Source organism: Paenibacillus sp. A14, from assembly GCF_036864815.1.
Lineage (GTDB): Bacteria > Bacillota > Bacilli > Paenibacillales > Paenibacillaceae > Fontibacillus > Fontibacillus sanfengchensis.
In genome coordinates this window covers 324,689-345,543 of the sequence record NZ_JBAGJD010000002.1, presented here as the reverse complement: position 1 = coordinate 345,543, position 20,855 = coordinate 324,689, and the positions used below count along the sequence as shown (strand labels likewise).

16 protein-coding genes are annotated in these 20,855 nt (G+C 57.8%); 11 read left to right on the top strand and 5 right to left on the bottom strand.

The window, feature by feature from the left end; translation table 11 throughout:
• Window positions 1-71: 71 nt before the first annotated feature.
• The 6 genes from V4U88_RS05970 (at window position 72) to V4U88_RS05945 (ending at window position 8,553) form a co-directional block, all read left to right on the top strand.
• Window positions 72-1,745, top strand: coding sequence for an extracellular solute-binding protein (locus tag V4U88_RS05970; RefSeq protein ID WP_334072349.1), 1,674 nt, complete (start codon window positions 72-74; stop codon window positions 1,743-1,745).
• A gap of 82 nt (window positions 1,746-1,827) precedes the next feature.
• A complete protein-coding gene (locus V4U88_RS05965) occupies window positions 1,828-2,793 on the top strand; it encodes an ABC transporter permease (protein ID WP_334072348.1) in 966 nt (321 codons plus the stop codon).
• A 2-nt stretch (window positions 2,794-2,795) separates the two neighbouring features.
• Entirely contained in the window at window positions 2,796-3,755 is a 960-nt protein-coding gene (locus tag V4U88_RS05960; RefSeq protein ID WP_334072347.1) for a carbohydrate ABC transporter permease, read from the top strand.
• Entirely contained in the window at window positions 3,756-5,318 is a 1,563-nt protein-coding gene (locus V4U88_RS05955) for a glycoside hydrolase family 43 protein (protein ID WP_334072346.1), read from the top strand.
• A 53-nt stretch (window positions 5,319-5,371) separates the two neighbouring features.
• Entirely contained in the window at window positions 5,372-6,379 is a 1,008-nt protein-coding gene (locus V4U88_RS05950; RefSeq protein ID WP_334072345.1) for an endo-1,4-beta-xylanase, read from the top strand.
• 71 nt (window positions 6,380-6,450) lie between these two features.
• Entirely contained in the window at window positions 6,451-8,553 is a 2,103-nt protein-coding gene (locus V4U88_RS05945) for an alpha-glucuronidase family glycosyl hydrolase (RefSeq protein ID WP_334072344.1), read from the top strand.
• Window positions 8,554-9,114: 561 nt separating this feature from the next.
• Here the strand turns inward: V4U88_RS05945 and V4U88_RS05940 are convergent.
• The 3 genes from V4U88_RS05940 to V4U88_RS05930 are packed head-to-tail and all read right to left on the bottom strand — an operon-like array spanning window position 9,115 to window position 11,778.
• On the bottom strand, window positions 9,115-9,969 hold the full coding sequence (locus V4U88_RS05940; protein ID WP_334072343.1) for an SDR family oxidoreductase: 855 nt from the start codon (window positions 9,967-9,969) through the stop codon (window positions 9,115-9,117).
• Window positions 9,953-11,062, bottom strand: a complete 1,110-nt coding sequence (uxuA, locus tag V4U88_RS05935) for a mannonate dehydratase (protein ID WP_334072342.1) — start codon at window positions 11,060-11,062, stop codon at window positions 9,953-9,955. Before uxuA ends, V4U88_RS05940 begins: the two co-directional genes overlap by 17 nt.
• Before the next feature lie 26 nt (window positions 11,063-11,088).
• A complete protein-coding gene (locus V4U88_RS05930) occupies window positions 11,089-11,778 on the bottom strand; it encodes a GntR family transcriptional regulator (RefSeq protein WP_334072341.1) in 690 nt (229 codons plus the stop codon).
• Window positions 11,779-11,972: 194 nt separating this feature from the next.
• Between V4U88_RS05930 and V4U88_RS05925 the strand changes: the two genes are divergently transcribed.
• Window positions 11,973-13,115 carry a glycosyl hydrolase family 8 gene (locus V4U88_RS05925; protein WP_334072340.1) on the top strand — a complete coding sequence of 381 codons (1,143 nt, stop codon included), beginning with the start codon at window positions 11,973-11,975 and terminating at the stop codon, window positions 13,113-13,115.
• Between the two features lie 969 nt (window positions 13,116-14,084).
• Here the strand turns inward: V4U88_RS05925 and V4U88_RS05920 are convergent.
• Window positions 14,085-15,137 (bottom strand): anthranilate phosphoribosyltransferase, encoded by a 1,053-nt coding sequence (locus tag V4U88_RS05920; protein ID WP_334072339.1) that lies wholly within the window; start codon window positions 15,135-15,137, stop codon window positions 14,085-14,087.
• 34 nt (window positions 15,138-15,171) lie between these two features.
• Window positions 15,172-15,777, bottom strand: a complete 606-nt coding sequence (locus tag V4U88_RS05915) for an ANTAR domain-containing response regulator (RefSeq protein WP_334072338.1) — start codon at window positions 15,775-15,777, stop codon at window positions 15,172-15,174.
• Between the two features lie 493 nt (window positions 15,778-16,270).
• Here V4U88_RS05915 and nirB point away from each other — a divergent pair, with 493 nt between their 5' ends.
• The 4 genes from nirB (at window position 16,271) to cobA (ending at window position 20,777) form a co-directional block, all read left to right on the top strand.
• Complete coding sequence (gene nirB / locus V4U88_RS05910) at window positions 16,271-18,706, top strand: nitrite reductase large subunit NirB (protein WP_334072337.1); 2,436 nt, start codon at window positions 16,271-16,273, stop codon at window positions 18,704-18,706.
• A gap of 61 nt (window positions 18,707-18,767) precedes the next feature.
• Complete coding sequence (nirD, locus tag V4U88_RS05905; RefSeq protein ID WP_334072336.1) at window positions 18,768-19,085, top strand: nitrite reductase small subunit NirD; 318 nt, start codon at window positions 18,768-18,770, stop codon at window positions 19,083-19,085.
• 22 nt (window positions 19,086-19,107) lie between these two features.
• Window positions 19,108-19,983, top strand: coding sequence for a formate/nitrite transporter family protein (locus V4U88_RS05900; RefSeq protein WP_334072335.1), 876 nt, complete (start codon window positions 19,108-19,110; stop codon window positions 19,981-19,983).
• Window positions 19,980-20,777 carry a uroporphyrinogen-III C-methyltransferase gene (gene cobA / locus V4U88_RS05895; protein WP_334072334.1) on the top strand — a complete coding sequence of 266 codons (798 nt, stop codon included), beginning with the start codon at window positions 19,980-19,982 and terminating at the stop codon, window positions 20,775-20,777. The genes V4U88_RS05900 and cobA overlap by 4 nt, the downstream gene beginning before the upstream one ends.
• Window positions 20,778-20,855 lie beyond the last annotated feature (78 nt).

The following is a 20,855-nucleotide window of genomic DNA, read 5'->3' as shown; positions in this document are numbered from 1 at the left end:
TACAATGAAAACAGGTACTTGTAAGGGCTTACAAAACCTGAGGGTACCAAATCCATTCGGAGGTGCTTTACATGGGGGGCAAGTCTAAATCAGTACTCCGGCTCAGCATGATCATGCTGTTATCGCTCGGCGTCATTCTTTCGGGATGCGGCGGCGGCAACAATGCTTCCAAGGCCGGAAAGAGCAACACTGGAGGACAGGGAGCGGACGGACCGTTTGAAATTACCGCATTTATCGGGGAAGCCGGACAGCAGCCCACGCCGGACAACAAGATTTACAAAAAGATTAAAGACGAGCTCGGCGTCACGTTCAAATTCGAATTCCTGGCCGGTGATATCAATCAAAAGCTGGGCGTCATGATCGCGGGCTCCGATTACCCGGATATTATGACCGCCAACACGAAGCTGACGGCGGCCGGCGCTTTTATACCTCTCGAAGACCTCATCGAAGAACATGCACCGAATTTGAAAAAACACTATGAAAAATACTGGAACATGATGAAGGACCCGAACGACGGTCATATTTACACCTTGCCGAATTATGGAGCTTATAACGGGGAGGTTGCCTCCACCTGGTACTCCGGGCCGGCCTTCTGGATTCAAAAGGCGGTGCTTAAGGAGTTCGGGTATCCGAAAGTAAAGACGCTGGACGAGTATTTCGATCTGATCGCCAAGTACAAGGAGAAGTACCCGACCATCGACGGGAGCCCGACCATCGGCTTCGAGATCCTGAACTACGACTGGAAAAACTGGGGCTTGTTCAACGCGCCTCAACATTTGATCGGTCATCCGAACGATGGCGGCGTGGTGGTCAAGGACGGGAAAGCGGAGATCTATGCCAACAAGGACTATGCCAAGAAATACTACCAAAAGCTAAACGAAGTGAACCAGCTCGGCCTGATCGATAAGGAGACGTTTACCCAGAACTATGACCAGTACATGGCGAAAATCTCTAGCGGTACGGTCCTGGGGATGTTCGACCAGCACTGGAACTTCCAAAGTGCCGAGAATGCCCTGATTACGCAGGAAAAGCTGGAGCGAACGTATGTTGGACTTCCGCTCGTTTACGACCCCAGTACTCGGGATCATTACCGGGATCGCGCGGCACTAAACCTGAATAACGGATTCGGCATCAGCGTCAACGCCAAGGATCCGGTGCGGATTATCAAAATGTGGGACCGCCTGATTCAGGAGGACTGGCAGAAAACCTTGACCTGGGGCATCGAAGGCGAAGACTACATCGTCAATGAGAAAGGCCGGTTCCTGAGAACCGAGGAACAGCGCAAGAAAACGACGGATGCGACATGGGAACTGGGGAACAAAGCCAAAACGTTGTATGCGTCCAGTCCGAAACTGGAGGGGTACTTCAGCGACGGCAACGCCACGGACGCCGCGGCGCAGCCCGAAGAATACCAGGCCGGATTGAAGCCTTATGACAAAGAGTTCCTTGCGGCTTACGGCTTTGAAAGCTATGTGGACTTCTTCAGCGATCCGCCGGAGAACCCGATTTATTATCCGGCCTGGTCCGCCGATTTGGTGGAAGGCTCTGAAGCGAAGATCGTGAATACGAAACTGAACGACCTCTCGACCAAGTTTTTGCCGCAGGCGATTCTGGCCAAACCGGGGGAGTTCGATAAGGTCTGGAGCGAGTATACAGGAGAAATCGGCAAGTTGAACGTGAAGGCCTATGAGGAACGAATCAATGAAGTGCTGAAATGGAGAATCGATACCTGGACCGTGAAATAACGCTTTTTGATGCACCGGAAGTGGAAGGTGACGGAGCCTTCCACTTTCCCAAATAACAGCCTTTTACGGGGAGAACAAATTTATGAATGAGACCTTGATGGGAAAAAGTGCTGTCCGGAAAACGAAAAAGAGAAGAAAACAGCCGTTGACGTGGTCCGTCATCAAAAGCCAGAGACAACTGATTTTTATGTCGGTCCCGCTGCTCGCTTATATTATATTGTTTGCTTACGTCCCTGTTTGGGGATGGACGATGGCCTTTCAAAACTACAAGCCGGCCCGGGATTTCGCCCAGCAGGAATGGGTGGGTTTCAAGCATTTCAAGTTTCTGTTCTCGGATGACAGCTTCTGGCGGGTGCTGCGCAATACGCTGGGGATGAGCATCATTAACCTGGTGCTCGGTTTTGTGACCGCGATTATTCTGGCCCTGCTGTTGAACGAAATCAAGAAGGTGTTTCTGAAGCGAACCGTTCAGACCATCTCGTACCTGCCGCACTTTTTGTCCTGGATTATCGTCACCGGGATCGTAGCGACTTCGCTCGCCTCGGACGGGATCGTCAACGATATTCTGATGAAACTGCACATCATCAAAGAACCGATCCTGTGGCTGAGCGAAGGGAAATACTTCTGGGGCGTTGTCGGCGCCTCGCATGTCTGGAAGGAAGTCGGCTGGAACACGATTATCTATCTGGCCGCCATCGCTTCCATCGACCCGGCCTTGTATGAAGCCGCCGATATCGACGGGGCCAGCCGCTACCGGAAAATGCTGCATGTGACGATTCCCGGAATCAAGGCGACAATCGTGATTCTGCTGATCATGTCCGTGGGGCATATTCTGGAAGCCGGCTTTGAAGTCCAATACCTGCTCGGCAACGGGCTCGTGGTGGACTGGTCGGAAACCATCGACATCTTCGTGCTGAAATACGGCATTGCCCAGGGCAACTACTCCCTGGCTACCGCCGGCGGTATATTCAAAACGGTCGTCAGCGTAACCATGCTGCTTATCGCAAATTGGACCGCCAAGCGGCTAGGGGAAGAGAGGCTGTTATAAACATGGACAATCAAACGATCAGCCCGCGTCAGATGTCTGCCGCCACCGCAAACCGCCGGATCCGGAGAGGCCGATTGGAGCCGATTCTTTTTAACACTTTTAACGCGATTTTTATGACGCTGCTTGTCATCGTTACGTTATATCCCTTTTTGAACACCATTGTCGTCTCCTTCAATGCCGGGAACGATACGATCCGGGGCGGACTGTATTTGTGGCCCAGAGAATTTACGCTGCAAAACTATAAAGCCGTGTTCGTGTCGGGCACCATCTACAATGCCTTTCTGATCTCGGTGGCAAGAACGGTGCTGTCCACGCTGCTCAACATCTTTTTGACGACGATGCTGGCCTATACGCTAAGCCGCCGGGAGTATGTGTTCCGCAAGCCGATCACGTTCATCTTTGTACTGACGATGTACTTTAACGCCGGTTTGATTCCGGGATACTTTCTGATGAAGGACCTGCATTTGACCAACAGCTTTTGGGTTTATGTTCTGCCTTCCATGATCAGCGCCTTCAACTTGATCGTGATCCGGACTTACATCGGGACGATTCCCGAAAGCCTGGTCGAATCGGCCAGGATCGATGGGGCGGGAGACTTCAAAATTTTCTGGCGGATCATTTTCCCGCTGTGCAAGCCCGTGCTTGCTACGATCGCCTTGTTCGTGGCCGTGGGGGCCTGGAACTCCTGGTTTGACGCCTTCCTGTTCACCTCCTCCCGGCAGGAGCTGAGTACGCTGCAGTATGAGCTGATGAAGCTGCTCTCGTCCAGCATGAACGCCAACAGCAATCCGGCCGTGGCAGCCGGAGCGGGGATGACGCAGGAGACGGCGGCTTCGATGGTAACCCCGCTGTCGATCCGCGCCGCCGTTACGGTGGTCGCTTCGGTACCGATTCTTCTGGTTTATCCGTTTATGCAAAAATACTTTGTCGTCGGACTTAACGTGGGGAGTGTAAAAGAATAAATGAAAAAGCATCCGCAGGCGATTTCGTATACGAACCCCATCCTTCCCGGCTTTTACCCCGACCCGAGCATCACGCGGGCCGGGGATGATTTTTATCTGATCTGCAGCTCTTTTGAGTATTTCCCGGGCGTCCCGATCTTTCGCAGCCGGGATCTGATCCATTGGGAACAGGTCGGGCATGTGCTGGACCGGATCGGGCAGCTGGATTTGCGGAGCCGCCGGAGTTCCGACGGCATCTATGCTCCGACGCTGCGCTATCATGACGGTGTTTTTTACATGATTACGACCGATGTGCGGGGGATTGGGAACTTTTATGTGACGGCGACCGATCCGGCAGGCCCGTGGTCCGACCCGATTCCCGTTCCCTATGGCGGGATCGACCCGTCCCTGATGTTTGACGATGACGGCCGGGTTTACGTCACCGCCCAACAGGGGGCCGATTACGACTCCCATGTCATCCAGTACGAGATCGACATTCAAACGGGCCGGGCCTTGACGGAACCGGCCGTGATCTGGCGGGGAGACGGAGGTCCGTGGACGGAGGGGCCGCATCTGTATAAAATCGGCGACCTCTACTATATCATGAGCGCGTCGGGCGGAACGGCCAAAGAGCATCGGGAAATTATCGGGCGGAGTTCCCATCCCTACGGACCGTTTGAAATGTGCCCGCAGCCGATTTTGACGCATCGGGGGATCGACCACCCGATCCAGTATCTGGGGCATGCGGACCTGATCGAAGACCAAAGCGGCGGCTGGTGGGCCGTGTTTCTCGGCGTGCGTCAGGTCGGTGACGGCTACAGCTACAGCTACAGTGTCCTGGGCCGTGAGACGTTTCTGGCGCCGGTGCGCTGGAGTGAGGACGGATGGCCGATGATCGACAACAACGAAGGTCTCGTCAACCTGGAAATGAACGTGCCGCGGGTCCCGGGCTCTCCTTCCCCGCTTGTAACGAAAGCCGCGGGGAAGGATGACTTCGACGACGGGCGGCTGGATGCGGCCTGGACCTTCCTCCGCAACCCGGCGGAAGGAAGCTGGTCGCTCGCCGAGCGTCCGGGTTGGCTGACGCTGCGGGGGCAGGCCGCGGGCTTGAGCGATGTCGGCCAGGTGGCGTTCGTCGGCCGCAGACAGCGGCAGGTCCGGGCCGCCTGGAGTACCTGCCTGGAATTCGAGCCGCTTGAAGAGGGGGAGGAAGCGGGAATCTGCGCCCGGAGGGACGAGGATGCGCACTATGAAATTTGCCTGAGGAAGCAGGGCGGCAAAAGAGTAATCACCGCGCGGCTGACGGCTCGGGGACGGACGGCGGAAGAGGCCGCGGTCAAAACGGAAGCGGGACGCGTCTGGCTGAAAATCACCGCGGATGCGGAGGAATACAACCTGCTGTATTCGCTGGAGGGCGGGGATTGGGTCCGGCTGGCGGCGGGGCCCGCCCGCGGTCTTTCCCCCGAGGATTTCGTGAATAAGATGTGTTTTACCGGTGTCGTAATCGGTCTGTACGCGACAGGTAACGGGAAAGCCTGCGCAAGCCCCGCCAGCTTTGACTGGTTTGAGCAGCGGATGGAATAAAAGTAATGAAACTCGGAGGCAGGTTTGGATCATATATTTTGAGGAGGGCCTTTATGGAAAAGCGGGAGCGGGCGGAAACGCCATTAAAGCAGCTGTTTCAGGAAGATTTTAAAATCGGGGCGGCGGTAAATCCGCAGACGATTGTTTTGCAGGAGGCGTTGCTGGCCCATCATTTTAACAGTATTACCGCCGAGAACGAGATGAAGTTTGCCAGCGTTCATCCGCAGGAGGAAGTGTACACCTTTGAGGAAGCCGATCTTTTGGCGGCGTTTGCCCGCAAGCATGGCATGGCGATGCGCGGACACACTCTGGTGTGGCACAACCAGACGACGGACTGGCTCTTCCGCGACCGGCAGGGAGATCCGGTGAGCAAGGATGTCTTGCTGGAGCGGATGCGTGCTCACATTCACACGGTGGTCGGCCGCTATAAAGGAGATATTTACGCCTGGGACGTCGTGAATGAGGTGATTGCCGACGAAGGCGCGGAACTTTTGCGCTCCTCCCGCTGGCTGGACATTGCGGGGCAGGATTTTATCGTCAAGGCTTTTGAATTTGCCCATGAGGCCGACCCGGATGCCCTACTGTTTTATAATGATTACAACGAATCGCATCCGCAAAAACGCGACAAAATTTACACGCTGGTGAAGCAACTGCTGGACCGTGATGTCCCGGTACACGGCATCGGCCTGCAGGCGCATTGGAATCTTTACGATCCTGCCCTTGAGGACATTCGCGCCGCAATCGAAAAATACGCTTCCCTCGGGCTGCAGCTCCAACTCACGGAGCTGGACATGTCGGTCTTCCGCTTCGACGACAAGCGCACCGATTTGACGGAGCCTACGCCGGAATTGCTGGAGGCCCAGGCGGAGCGATATGAAGCGGTCTTCCGGCTGCTTAAGGAGTACCGCAACGAAATTACCTCCGTCACGTTTTGGGGAGCCGCGGACGACTATACGTGGCTGAATGATTTTCCGGTGCGCGGCCGGAAAAACTGGCCGTTCCTGTTCGACGGCGGGCATCGTCCGAAACCGGCTTATGACCGGATCGCCGGGTTGGGCTGAAGCTGAATTTTCCACTTGTCGGCAGCGGTCTCGTTTCGTATGCGAAATCATGATGCACAGGAGGAACAGGGATGGAATCCGAAAGCGCATTATACAAAGCATGGCTGCAATACAGCGAACTGGGGAAAGGCAGTCTGCGGCGGATTTACGCCGAATGGCTTGGACGTATTTATCTTGACGCCGAAGGCGAGGCGGCGAGGCCCGGCCAAGGGCCGGGCGTTCTTGCTGCGGCCCTAAGGGAACTAAGGCACGGCGCGGGAAAGATGCTGGGCGTGGATCCTGTAGTCTCATGCGGTGAGCCTGCGGACGACGGTCCTTGCCTGGTGATTCGGACGAGGGGAACGGAAACCGGAAAAGCAGAGACCGGAAGAGCTGAGAGTCGGCGCTGGGAAAGGGAAGCTGAGGCTTACTCGGTAAATCTTCGCCCGTCCGGACCGGGGCACCGTTTGGAACTGGTTGGCGGGTCCGAGACGGGCGTATTGTACGGGGTTTTTCATCTGCTTCGCGGAATGGCTTTGGGGCTGACTCCCGAAGCGCTGGCGACGGAGGCGTCCCCGGCAAACCGGCTGCGGATGATCAATCAGTGGGATAATGCGGACGGATCGATTGAGCGGGGGTATGCGGGGAAGTCGATTTTTTACCGGGACGGTAAAATTGTGGAGGACGTACCGCGAATCCGGGATTACGCCCGTTTGCTGGCATCGGTGGGCATCAACGCGATTTCAATCAACAACGTAAACGTCCATGAAAAAGAAACCCGCTTCATTACCGGGGAAGGGCTCCCGGATATCGCGCGCGTGGCAGAAGTGTTTCGGGAGTATGGGATCGTGCTGTTTTTGAGCGTCAATTTTGCCGCTCCGCTGGCCATCGGAGGGACGGGTACCGCTGATCCGCTGGACGCCGGCGTCCGGAGCTGGTGGGTGGAAGCCGCGCACCGGATTTACCGGCATATTCCCGACTTTGGCGGATTTGTCGTAAAAGCGGATTCCGAACATCGCCCCGGACCGTTCGCTTACGGGCGGGATCATGCCGACGGAGCGAATATGCTGGCCGAGGCGCTTGAACCGTACGGCGGGCTCGTCATTTGGCGCTGCTTCGTATATAACTGCATGCAGGATTGGCGCGACCGCTCCACGGACCGGGCGCGGGCGGCTTACGACCACTTTAAGCCGCTGGACGGCCGCTTCCGGGACAACGTGCTGCTGCAAATCAAAAACGGCCCGATGGACTTCCAGGTCCGCGAGCCGGTGTCCCCGCTGTTCGGGGCGATGCGGCAGACGAATCAGATGATCGAATTCCAGATCACCCAGGAATACACCGGCCAGCAGCGCCATTTGTGTTACTTGATCCCGCAGTGGAAGCAGGTGCTGGACTTCGGTACGCATGCGGTTCCCGATGGCGGGGAGGTTAAGCGCATTGTCGGGGGCTCGGGGTTTGGCATGAAATACAGCGGCGTGGCGGCCGTCTCCAATATCGGGGACGACGTCTGCTGGACCGGGCATCCGCTCGCCCAGGCCAATCTGTACGGCTACGGCCGGCTGACCTGGGACCCGGACCTTTCCGCCGAGGATATCGCGCAGGAATGGGTGGTCCAAACCTTCGGAGACGACAAAGAGGTTGGCCATGCGGTGACGCGGATGCTTATGGCCTCCTGGCCGATTTACGAGAGCTATACGGCTCCGCTCGGCGTCGGCTGGATGGTCGTCCCCCACTATCACTACGGGCCGGACGTGGACGGATACGAGTACTCGCGGTGGGGGACCTACCATTTTGCCGACCGGGACGGCATCGGCGTGGATCGGACCGTCGCCACGGGCACGGGATATACCGCGCAGTACTTCAGTCCGAACCGGGAAATGTACGAGTCGCCGGACACCTGTCCGGATGAGCTTCTGCTGTTCTTCCACCACGTCCCCTACGGCCACCGGCTGCATTCCGGCAAAACCGTCATCCAGCACATTTACGATACGCATTTCGAAGGCGCGGAAGCGGCGGAAGACTTGCGGGGCAAGTGGACTTTCCTGGAGGGCAAGGTTGACCCCGAACGCTACGCGCGGGTCGCCGAAAGGCTGGCGGAGCAGGCCGAGCACGCCCGGCATTGGCGCGACGTGATCAACACTTATTTCTACCGTAAATCCGGCGTGCCGGATGAGCGGGGGAGACGGATTTACTAGAAACGAAGCGCCCGGAGCGGTTTCGCACTCCGGGCGCTTTGTTTTGCGGGGGCAGGGCCAAAGAGCATGACAAAGATTAACGGGAAAACCTCCCGGTAATCTAAGACGGACGGGCTGCGGGCAAGGATTACCTGGAGAAGCTCCAGCTAATTTTCCGCAATCTGGCTTAAATAACCGATTTCGAAAGAATAGCGGGCGAAATTCCCGGTAAATGGGTCATGCGCGGCAAATGGGCGAGATTTACGGGAGGAAATCCTGTTAATTTTGCGAGGCCGCCCGGCTTGCCCAGTCGACATGGGAGCGGCAAAGGAGTGGATGAAGCGAGTATGGAGCAACAGACGGAAGATTCGCAGTATGAGGTACTGGGGAGCAGGATTAATTAGTTAGTTGAGTATATAAGCTTCGTGTGCGGTGGTTAGGTACAGTTGTCGGGAGTGGTGGGCGAATTTAATGGGGATGACGAGTACGGCCCGGCGCCTTCGCGAGAGTGGCACGCCCAGGCGTCCACTCCCGCGGGCGTCGTGCCCGCTAACCCGCTCCGGCTCGCCGGCCGTCTATGGCCTACACGCCGGAGTAGGCCATAAAGCCGCCGTCGACCGGCACGACGGTGCCGGTGACGAAGCCGGAGGTGTCGGCGTCGGCGAGCCACAGCAGCGTGCCGAGCAGGTCCTCGGGCACGCCGAAGCGGCGCATCGGCGTGTGCGCGATGATTTTCCGGGAGCGCTCGGTCAGCGTCCCGTCCTCCCGCATGAGCAGACCGCGGTTCTGCTCGGTCAGGAAAAATCCGGGGGAGAGCGCGTTCACCCGGATTCCCGCCTCGGCCAAGTGCACCGCCAACCACTGCGTGAAGTTGTTGATCGCCGCTTTGGCCGCGCTGTAGGCCGGCACCTTGGTCATCGGACAAGGCGCGCTCATCGAGGAGATGTTCAGCACCGTCGCCCCCGGGCGACCGACCATCTCCTTGGTGAACACCTGCGTCGGAATCAGCGTCCCGACGAAATTGAGGTCCATCACGGTGCGCACGCCCGTAAGGCTCAGGTCAAAAAACGTCGTCACGTCCGGATTGGCCAAATCCTCGGCCCGGAACGTTTCGCCCGTCGTGTTGGCGCTGGGCTGGTTGCCTCCGGCGCCGTTGACCAGCACATCGCACGGCCCGAACGCCGCGCGCACCGCCTGCTCCGCCGCCCGCCCGCTGTCCGCGTCCGTGACGTCGCAGCCCACGGCGATCGCCGTGCCGCCGAGGCGGCGGATGTCCTCCGCCACCTGTTCGCCGCGCTCCGCCGTGCGGTTCAGCACCGCCACCCGCATGCCTTGGCGGGCGAGCTCCAAAGCCATCGCGCGGCACAGAACGCCCGCGCCGCCCGTGATGACCGCGGTTTTTCCCTCTAACGCGGGATGCTTAGGCAATCGGGACATGGCCGTCCGCCTCCTTTCGCGCCTGTTCCTCCGTCCGCCGGCCCGCAAAGGCGTCCCACAGCCCCCAGAGGTACATGATGCCGAGGGCGCGGTCGTACAGCCCATACCCCGGCCGGCAAATTTCTCCCCAAAGGTGGCGGCCGTGGTCCGGACGGCAGAAGCCCTTGAATCCGGTGTCATAATAGGCTTTGACGATACCCCGTATGTCGACCGATCCGTCCGAGGTCCGGTGGGAGGTCTCGATAAAGTCCCCGTTTTCGTACACCTTGACGTTCCGGATATGGGCAAAAGGGATGCGCCCGCTGAATTCATGGATCATGCCGATGATGTCATTGTCCGGATTCGCCCCGAGCGAGCCGCTGCACAGCGTAATCCCGTTCGAAGGACTGTCGTGGAGAGCGAGAAACCGGCGGAAATTCTCCCGATCGGTCAAAATCCGCGGCAGCCCGAAGATCGGCCATGGCGGATCATCCGGATGAACGGCCATCAGAATTCCGTGTTTTTCCGCGACAGGAATGACAGCATCGAGGAAATATTTCAGGTTGGCCCACAAATCTTCGGCCGTGACGTTGCGGTAAGCTTCAAACAGCGCGGTCAGGTGCTCAAGACGATCCGGCTCCCAGCCCGGCATCGTTAAGGTGCTGTTTTCGTTAATGAGGCGCACCAGCTCAAGGGGATCCACCCCGCGGATTTTGGACTGTTCGAAAAAGAGCGCCGTCGCCCCGTCCTCCATCGGCTTGTGCAGTTCGGTGCGCACCCAATCGAAGACCGGCATAAAATTGTAGCAGATCACTTTGACGCCGGCCGCGGCCAGCTTTTCGATCGTGCGGATGTAATTGCCGATATAGCGGTCGCGGGTAGGGAGGCCCAGCTTGATGTCCTCATGGACATTGACGCTCTCCACCACTTCGATATGCAGATCGTACCGAGCCGCGAGCCGGCGCATCTCTTCAATTCGCTCCATCGGCCATTCTTCTCCGGCGGGAAGATCGTGAAGCGCCCATACGATCCCCTCGACGCCGGGAATTTGCCTGATCTGTTCCAGCGAAACCGTATCGTTTCCTTCGCCGAACCAGCGGAATACCATACGCATAAATCCACCGCCTTCAATTGAGATGGTTATTGCTCCGTTTTGCTGAAATAATCCGGGAATTTCTCCTGCAGCACGCTTAAGTTCGCGATACTCAGTCTTAAATGTTCTTTCATCGTCCGCTCGGCAAGTTCTTCATTCCGCTGCATTACCGCATCGCCCATGGCCCGGTGCTGATCATACAAATGGTCCCAATGCGGGTCCGTTTTCAGCCACAACACCCGAGTCCGGTTCAGGTGGGCGTTCATCTGCTGGATGACGGACCAGGTACCCAGCTTTCGGCACCCTTCAAACAAAATCCGGTGAAATGCCTCATCCAGCTCGAACATGGCGCTGCCGTCATGCCGGGCCAGGGCATCCCGCTGAAGCTCAAGGTTGTCATTCAACGCGAGGAGCGATTCTTCGGGAAAATTCCGGCAAGCCAGGCGAATTACGGCCCGTTCCAACTGCTCCCGCATGAACCGCGCCTCCTCAACCAGAGCGGGATCGATCAGCGAGACGCGGGTGCCCCGCTGCGGCAGCACGACGAGCAGCCCCTCCTGCGCGAGCCGGACGAAACTTTCCCGGACGGGCGTTCGGCTGACCTGAAAGGCGACGGACATCTCTTTTTCCGACAGTGCCGTCCCCGGTGGGAGTTCCAGATTAACAATTTGCCGCTTCAGTTGCGCGTAAACGTGGTTTCCGGCCGATCCGGCCGCGGAGTCTGCCAATGATTTCAAACGATCACCTCCTGTTCGGTTTCATACTACCATACAAGTATGGCAGTGTAACTGCACAAATTAAAGGAATTGGCAAAGTCAGGCTTGATTTGGGTAAAAAAAGGCGTGATCTGCGCATGGCAACGCGTTCCATCCTTTGGTACCTTTTGGGTAAGCGCTAACACTAAAAAAGAAGCAGGAGGATGTTTTTGCCGATGAACGCGTTAAAAGGAGCTTATTATACGGATCGATATCGGAATTTGCTGGCCGACTACGGTTATGAGGAAGAGGAGATTACCCGGCGGGTAGAGGCCGCCTGGCGTGAGATGTTTGAGGGTGACGAGCAAACCCGGATTTATCATGAATCGGGGAGCGATATGGGGTATATGCAGGATACGGGCAACCATGATGCGCGCACCGAAGGAATGTCCTACGGGATGATGATGGCCGTGCAGATGGACCGCCGGGATGTGTTCGACCGCTTATGGAAATGGGCGGTGGAATACATGTACATGACGGAAGGGGAGAATGCCGGTTATTTCGCCTGGTCCTGCGCGCCGGACGGAACCAGACTGTCGGACGGGCCAGCCCCGGACGGGGAGGAGTATTTTGCGATGGCGCTGTTTTTCGCCTCCCACCGCTGGGGGGATCGGGAAGTGCCTTTCAATTATGGTGAACAGGCGAGGGAGTTGCTGCGCACCTGCCTGCATAAAGGAGAGGACGGCAAAGGGTATCCGATGTGGAATAGGGACAACAAGCTGATCAAGTTCGTCCCGAACTGCGAGTTTACGGACCCGTCCTATCATCTGCCGCATTTTTACGAGTTGTTCGCTTTATGGGCGGACCCGGAGGACCGGGCGTTCTGGAAGGAGGCGGCCGAGGCCAGCCGGTGCTATGTGCAGGCCGCCTGTCATCCCGTGACAGGGCTCGCCCCGGAGTACGCGCATTATGACGGAACGCCGAACCATGTCCGGGGGTTCGGGCACTTTTTCAGCGACTCTTACCGGGTGGCCGCCAATTTGGGACTGGACTTGGAATGGTTCGGCGGAGCAAAGCGGGAGCGGGAAACCGCTGACCGGATTCAGGCTTTTTTTGCGGATAAAACGTCTGACGATTACCGCAGGTATACCGTTGAGGGGGAACCTTTCGAGGAAAAAGCGCTCCACCCGGTCGGCCTGCTCGCCACCAATGCGATGGCTTCGCTCGCCACGGAGGGAGCGAATGCGCGCGCCAGCGTGGAACTGTTTTGGAACACACCGCTGCGGACCGGGGATCGCCGCTATTACGATAACTGTCTCTATTTCTTCGCCTTGCTTGCCTTGAGCGGCAGATATCGCATTTGGAAGCCTGAAGCGTGAGGGAAGGGGGCGCGTGGTCGCCCATTTCAGCTTAGACGTGCAGGTAATAAGGGCTTTTTGCGGCGTAATTTTGTCGAATTCGGCTTATCGCCATGGAATAGCGGTCTTATAGGCTTATAGGGCCCTATTTCGGCAAAAAGCCGGCCAAATGCTGAGCCATGGATGGGCATATGTGCCCGGGTTGGGGACCTGGACGGCAGATTAGCGGGAAAAAGTCCCGCTAATCTGCCGCGATTGGGCCGGATTGGCCCAAATGAGCTGAATTAGCGGGAGGAAATCCAGCTAATTGGGCGAGACCCCACCAATGAGCGAAATTAACGGGAGGAAATCCCGTTAATGCGAGGGGACGACGGGATTGGACCACATGGACTCATGGACATCACATTCAGAAGATCGAGGCACTCAGGTGAAGGATTAGTTAGTTGAGTAATATGATTTGCCTGTGGTGCTTAGTTACGATAGGAGATAAAGGCAAGTTAGAGCTTGACGACATGTTGGGCTGGGCGAGGGCCAGGCCTAACCTTGGAGTCGGGCACGGCCATGGATGGGCATATGTGCCCGGGTTGGGGACCTGGGCGGCAGATTAGCGGGAAAATCTCCCGTTAAATAACGCGCGAGTGGCCAGGAGCAGCAGCCTCGATAATACAGAATTCCTGCAAATCTGCATGTTTTTTTCCTGTTGGGAACAAAAAAATGAAAATTCCTGCGATTCTGCAGGAATTTTCGGCGAAATCGGCTTGATCCTCAAAAATCGTCAGAAATGCCTGCAGATTTGCATCTTTTTTCGAATCCCCTCGGGAACCGGCCTAAAATACCTGCAGATTTGCATCTTTTTGGAGTTGGGAGGGAGTTGGAAGGGACGAAAAAGTCGCTCAGGCTCCTTGATCCCCGTAGGTTTAAGGGTGAGGTACTAACTAGAAGCGCACTTGTTCGCGACAACCGAGAACCAATTAACCCACCCGTACCGACTTAACGCCGGGCCAACTGCCCGTTTCCGTTCAGAAGGGTCTCCCGCCACCGGTTGAACGCCTGCCATGGACCGCCGCCGTCCAACAGGGATTTGCCGATATAAATCCCCTCTTCGACGGAATCGGCGCGGCCCGTTACATGCAGGCGCAAAGCGCCGTTCAAAATCGCCTGGTTGATGAAGGCCTGGTGGGCTTCCCCGGTCAGAACAGCTTCGGTCACGCGCAGCTGCTCGTCGGCGGTCCATTGCATTTCCGGCGGCACCGCCTCGAGCCCGTAGGCCTCCGGGTCGATTACCCGGAGCCGGGCCCCGTCCGGATCGACCGTATAAACGCGCGTAGGACGATCGATATGGACGTCCTCGGAGCCTTCCGCGCCCTGGACGATCAGGGATTTTTGGTAATTCAGCCGCTGCAGGAGCTGGGCGGTCCGGTCGAACACCGTGTTGTGGAATACACCGTACACGATATATGGGGAGTGGCTGTAGTCGACCAGCTTCTCCACGGTATTGAGGATCGTGCGGAGGCCGAGCTCTTCCCGCAGCTCCCGCAGGTTCCGCAGCGGGGGACACCAGGCTTCGGCCGGCACGACCAGCACGCCGCTTCCCTCGGCCGCGGCCGCCGTCCGGTCACGGGAGACCACCTCTTCGTCCAGCCCCATGGCATGGAGCACATCCATCAGGGTAACGCCCCATTTGGGCGGAAGCGAAGAGGTGCCGTGCAGCGTTACCGGAACGCCCGCCGCAGCCAGCACAAAGGCGGCGGCGAATCCGGGCATGAAGGAGCTTTTTCTTCCGTCATACGGCCCGGCGCAGTCCAGTCCGTGTGCACCACGCGGGATGCGTACGGCACGGCTGCGGATTACCTCAACGAAGGCGGTCAGTTCTTCCACGCTCTCCATTTTGATCCGCTCCGCCAGGAAAAAGGCTCCGATTTGCGCCGGCGTCGCCTTCCGGTCCAGAATTAGCTCCGCGGCGGCGAGCGCTTCCTCGTAATTCAGGTCGCGGGCACCGCGCTTGCCCCGCCCGACTTCCTTCAATATTTCCGTCATGTTCATACGGAATTCCTCCTTGTGAACCCGCCTGGCTTTGCTAGGTTTTTAATTGTTGGTGGGCCTTGACGATCGAGGTGGCGATGTCGACGATTCGTTTACGTTCATTCATCGCCCGCCTGCGCAAAACGTCGTAGGCTTCCGCCTCCGGAATCCGGTTTATTTCGCACAAAATGCTTTTGGCCAAATCGATCCATTTGCGTTCTTCCAGCCGGGAGACCAGTTGGGCCCGCTCCTCGAGCCATTGCTGGCGCTCAAAAAAATGCTTGCCTCCCAGGTGGAGCGCCCAATGGAGTTCGTGGGCGGACATGGAGGGAGTCAGGATGCCATCCACCGGGACGTCCTCCTCGCAAGCTTCCAGGGAGGAGGCGGCCGTTTCGGCGCTGCACCACCAAAGAAGCGGAACCGGCTTCCACCGGGACAGTTGCTTCTCCCAGTCGTGAATTCCCGTTATCGGCAATTGCAGGACGACGGCATCGGCATCCTGGACTTTTTTGCGGATTTCCTGGCTTCGGCAGGAGGCCAACACCTGGTACCCGTGGCGTTTCAGCAGATGCTCCGGCCCTGCTTCACTTCCGGGCGCATCGGATGGTCCCTCGTGTTCCTTAAGGGAGGCAGCTTCGCGAATGACCAACAGGAAACGCATCGGAATATAACCCTCCTATTCATTCCAACTTCAATAACCAACCCGTCATAAAACCTTACATAAACTCATCCTGCAAGAAAGTTTTATCTGTATTTTCGCGTGGTATTTCAGAAAAATCAATATAATTTTCGTAATAAAGCATGGATTAAGTGACATAATTGCTTTCTAATTCTGAAATTACAATTAAGTAACATGTTATGTGATGTATTTTAAATAAAATGAGATATTTAAAATTTTATGTCATGTATATTGACATGAAATAAATTATTGGATATAGTAGCCTCAACGATGAATTACCAAACGCATAGTCAAAACCATCGGACACAATGGCGTGCCGATGTTGAAGCGGCAACGGAGCCTGTCTTCGCCAGAATCAAGGGATTGGAAATGAGCATGAAACCTGCATGCTTGTGACCGGTCTGTGGCGGAGCAGGCTTTTTCTGTTATGCAACGCTTGTACGAAGGACAAAGAAACGGAAGGGGAGAACCGGACATGGGTGAAAAGAAGAAACTGGTGCTGGTCGGCAATGGGATGGCAGGGATGAGGACGGTCGAGCATGTGCTGAAGCTGGCCCCGGACGCTTATGAAATTACCGTTTTTGGGGCGGAGCCTCATCCGAATTATAACCGGATCATGCTGTCCTCCGTATTGGCGGGCGGGTCCGATTTAAAAGAAATTGTGATTAACGATTTGGATTGGTATGCGGACAACGGAATTCGCCTGTACACCGGGGATGCGGTGGTCAACATCGATACGGGGAAGAAAAGGGTTGTCTCGGAGTCCGGGGTGGAGATGGAGTACGATGCCTTGATCGTGGCAACGGGTTCCAATCCGTTTATGCTTCCGCTGCCCGGCGTGAATAAAGAGGGCGTTATCGGGTTCCGCGACATTAACGACTGCCATTTAATGATGGAGGCTGCGAAAAAATACAAAAAAGCCGCCGTCATCGGCGGCGGGCTGCTGGGCCTGGAGGCGGCGAGAGGACTGCTGCATTTGGGGATGGATGTCTCGGTGATCCATATACATTCTTATTTAATGGAGCGCCAGTTGGATGAGCCGGCGGCCAAAATGCTGCAGTTGGAGCTGGAAACCCAAGGCATGAAATTCCTCATGGCCAAACAGACCGCGGCGATCCGGGGAGGGCGCCGGGCCGACGGGCTTGAATTCGCGGACGGCAGCTCTCTGGATGCGGACCTCATCGTCATGGCCGTGGGGATCAAGCCGAATGTGGAGCTGGCCAAATCCGCGGGACTGCAGGTCAACCGGGGCATCGTCGTGGACGACTTCCTGGAAACCAGCGTTCCGGGCATCTATGCGGTTGGCGAGTGTGCGGAACACCGCGGGATCGCCTACGGCCTCGTGGCTCCGCTGTACGAACAGGGCAGCGTGCTGGCGAAGCGGCTGGCGGGCGTGGAAACCGGCGGCTATACGGGTTCGGTGACCTCGACGAAGCTGAAAGTGTCGGGGGTGGACGTTTTCTCGGCCGGGTATTTCATGGACGCCCCCGGAACGCGATCGATGCGGATTCAGGATGATCTGGAGGGTACCTATAAAAAAATCGTCCTTCAAGACGACAAGCTGGTCGGCGCCGTGCTGTTCGGGGATACGTCGGATGGAACCTCCTTGTTCGCGAAGATCAAGAGCGGGGAGAACGTGGCCGGCAAGGAGAAAGAGCTGCTGCTCGGCTACCCTGCCGGAGGTGGAGCGGCCGTTTCGCCGGCAGCCAGGCTCGCCGCCATGGCGGATGACGAGATTATCTGTGGCTGTAACGGCGTATCCAAAGGCACAATCGTAAACGCGGTTAAGGACGGTTGCGGCACGGTCGGCGAAATCAAGGCCTGCACGAAAGCGTCCGGTTCCTGCGGCGGATGTAAGCCGCTGGTCGAAGGGCTGTTGGAGCTGTACGGGGACGGAACCGCGGGTGAGCCTGTCAAAGAGGGCATCTGCGGTTGTACTTCGCTGGGACGCGATGAAATTGTGGAGAGCATTCGGGCGATGTCGCTCAAATCCGTAAAAGAAGTCATGAACGTGCTGGAATGGCGTGAGCCGGAAGGCTGCTCGAAATGCCGCCCCGCGCTCAACTATTACCTGGGCATGCTCTGGCCGGCGGAATATATGGACGAGAAGGAGTCCCGCTTCGCCAATGAGCGTTACCACGCCAACATCCAAAAGGACGGCACCTATTCCGTCGTGCCGCGCATTTATGGCGGAGTAACTTCCCCGGCCGATCTCAAGCGGATTGCGGCCGTGGCGGAGAAATACGACGTGCCGATGGTCAAGTTTACCGGCGGACAGCGGATCGACCTGCTCGGCGTAAAAAAAGAGGACCTTCCGAAAATTTGGGCCGAGCTCGATATGCCGTCGGGCCATGCTTACGGCAAGGCTTTGCGCACCGTAAAAACCTGCGTCGGCTCCACTTTCTGCCGGTTCGGCACCCAGGATTCGATCGGCATGGGAATCGCGCTGGAGAAGGCCTTCGAACGGCTCAACACGCCGGGAAAAGTAAAGCTTGCCGTCTCCGGGTGCCCGCGGAACTGCGCCGAGGCGACGATCAAGGATCTTGGCGTTGTCGCGATCGACGGCGGCTGGGAGCTTTATGTCGGCGGCAACGGAGGCGTCAAGGTTAGGGCGGCCGACTTGCTGTGCACGGTGAAGACGGAGGAGGAAGTCATGGAGTGGACGGCCGCGTACCTGCAATTTTACCGGGAGCAGGCCAACTGGAACGAACGCACGGCGCAATGGGTGGAGCGCGTCGGGCTGGAGACGATCAAAGCGGTGCTGGAAAACACCGTGGAACGCCAGGCTCTGGCCGCCCGGATCGAAGAAACGCTGAGCCGGACGACCGATCCGTGGAAGGAGATCATCAACAGCGAAGAGCTGCGGAAAAACTTCGAACCGCTGCCGAACGCGGAGCCGGTCGTGGGGTAACATGGGCTATTTTGCGGAAGGATGCCATGAATTGAATGGATTTTTTGGGGAGGGAACAGCCATGCTGACGAAAATAAAAATCGCTCAAGTGCAGGATATCGATGCGCTGGGCTCACGGACTTTTACGGTGGGAGATAAAGAGATCGCCCTGTTCCGGCTAAGCGACGGCAGCATTCATGCCGTGGAAAACCGCTGCCCCCACAAAGGCGGGCGGTTGTCGGAAGGGATGGTGTGCGGGTCCAACGTACACTGTCCGCTGCACGATTGGAAGATCGATCTGCGAAGCGGCAGCGTCCAGGAGCCGGACCACGGTTCGGTGATTGTGTATGAAACGGAAGTGGACACCGCAACGGGCTCCGTCTACATCACTATAGACTAACTGGAACAGGGAGGCTGGGCCGATGGATTATGTAAAACCTGCGGAAGTACTTGAAGGAATGATAGAAGCGGGAGCCAATAAGGCTGAGTTGGGAATCCGGCAAATGCTGATCAAAGGCTTTTTGGCCGGTGCCATTCTGGCTTGTGCGACGACGCTGGCCTTTGCCGCGACGCAGCAGACCTCGCTCAGTCTTGTGGGCGCGCTGATTTTTCCCGTCGGTTTCGTCATCATTATTCTGCTGGGCTTGGAGCTCGTGACGGGCAGTTTTGCGCTGATCCCGCTCGCCGTTCTGGAACGGAAGGCCACCTTCCGGCAGATGCTGACGAACTTCGGCTGGGTCATTGTTGGCCACCTGCTCGGCTGCGCCCTGTATGCCGTACTTTATGGCCTGACGACTACGAAAATGGGAACCGATTTGAGCCACCCCCTGGTTCAGACGCTGATCACGACGAGCGAAGCCAAAACCCTCGGGTATAAGGAGATGGGCCTCTCGGGTCTGGGACTTGTGCTGATCAAAGCGGTGCTGTGCAACTGGATGGTGACGTTAGGCGCGGTGATGGCTTTTACTTCGCGTTCGACTGCGGGGAAAATCGCTGCGATGTGGCTGCCGATTCTGATTTTTTTCGCCCAGGGGTTTGAGCATGCGGTCGTAAATATGTTCGTCATTCCGGCCGGGATGCTGCTGGGGGCAAAGGTAAGCCTGACGGACTGGTGGGTGTGGAACCAGCTTCCGGTGTTGGCCGGAAACTTGCTCGGGGGCATAACTTTAACGGGCCTGGGGCTTTATTTTTCGCTGAAAAAGAAAGCCACCCCCGCGGCTCCCGCAGGTTCCCCGGTTGAGACGGGCGAGGGCCGGTTCGTTCCGGCGTCCGTTTCCCGGGCGGGGGAGAGCGTATGATGCGCCCGGGGAAGGGCTTCGTGAGCATTGTCGGAGCGGGCCCCGGCGATCCGGAGCTGATCACGGTGAAGGCGCTCAAGGCGATTCGCGCGGCCGACGTCATCCTGTACGACCGGCTGGTGAACGTCGAGCTGCTCACCTACGGCGATCCGATCGCCGAGCGGATCTACTGCGGCAAGGCGCCGGGGCGGCACGCCATGACGCAGGAGATGATCCAGCGCCGGATGATCGACAGCGCGCTGGAGGGCAAACGGGTGGTCCGCCTCAAGGGCGGGGACCCGTTCGTGTTCGGCCGCGGCGGCGAAGAGGCGCTGGCGCTGGCCGCCCGGGGCGTTCCGTACGAGGTGATCCCGGGCATCACCTCGGCGATCGGCGCGGCGGCCGCGTCCGGCATCCCGCTGACGCACCGCGGCGTCGCGGCCTCCTTCGCCTGCGTGACGGGCAGCCGCTGCCCGGGCGCCGAGGCCGACGAGGACGGCGGCGGGCCGTCCGTCCGGTGGGAGCTGCTGGCCCATGCCGTCGACACGCTGGTGATCTACATGGGCGTCAGCCAGCTGAAGGAGATTCGCAGCGAACTGCTGCGGCACGGCAAGGCCGCCTCGACGCCGGTGGCGCTCATCGAGAGCGGGACGACCCGGCGGCAGCGTACGTTCACCAGCACGCTCGGCGAGGTGCACAAGCTGGCCGCGGCCGTGCAGATCAGCAATCCGGCGCTGATCGTGATCGGCAAGGCCGTGCTGGTCCGCGAACAGCTGGACCAGTTGGAGCGCCAGGCCGCGGCGATGATCGGATAAGACGAACAACGGATGTCCCGGGGACATCCGTTGTTCGTCGTTTGGAGGGGAGAAGATCCCCGGCGCGCGTTCCGTGAT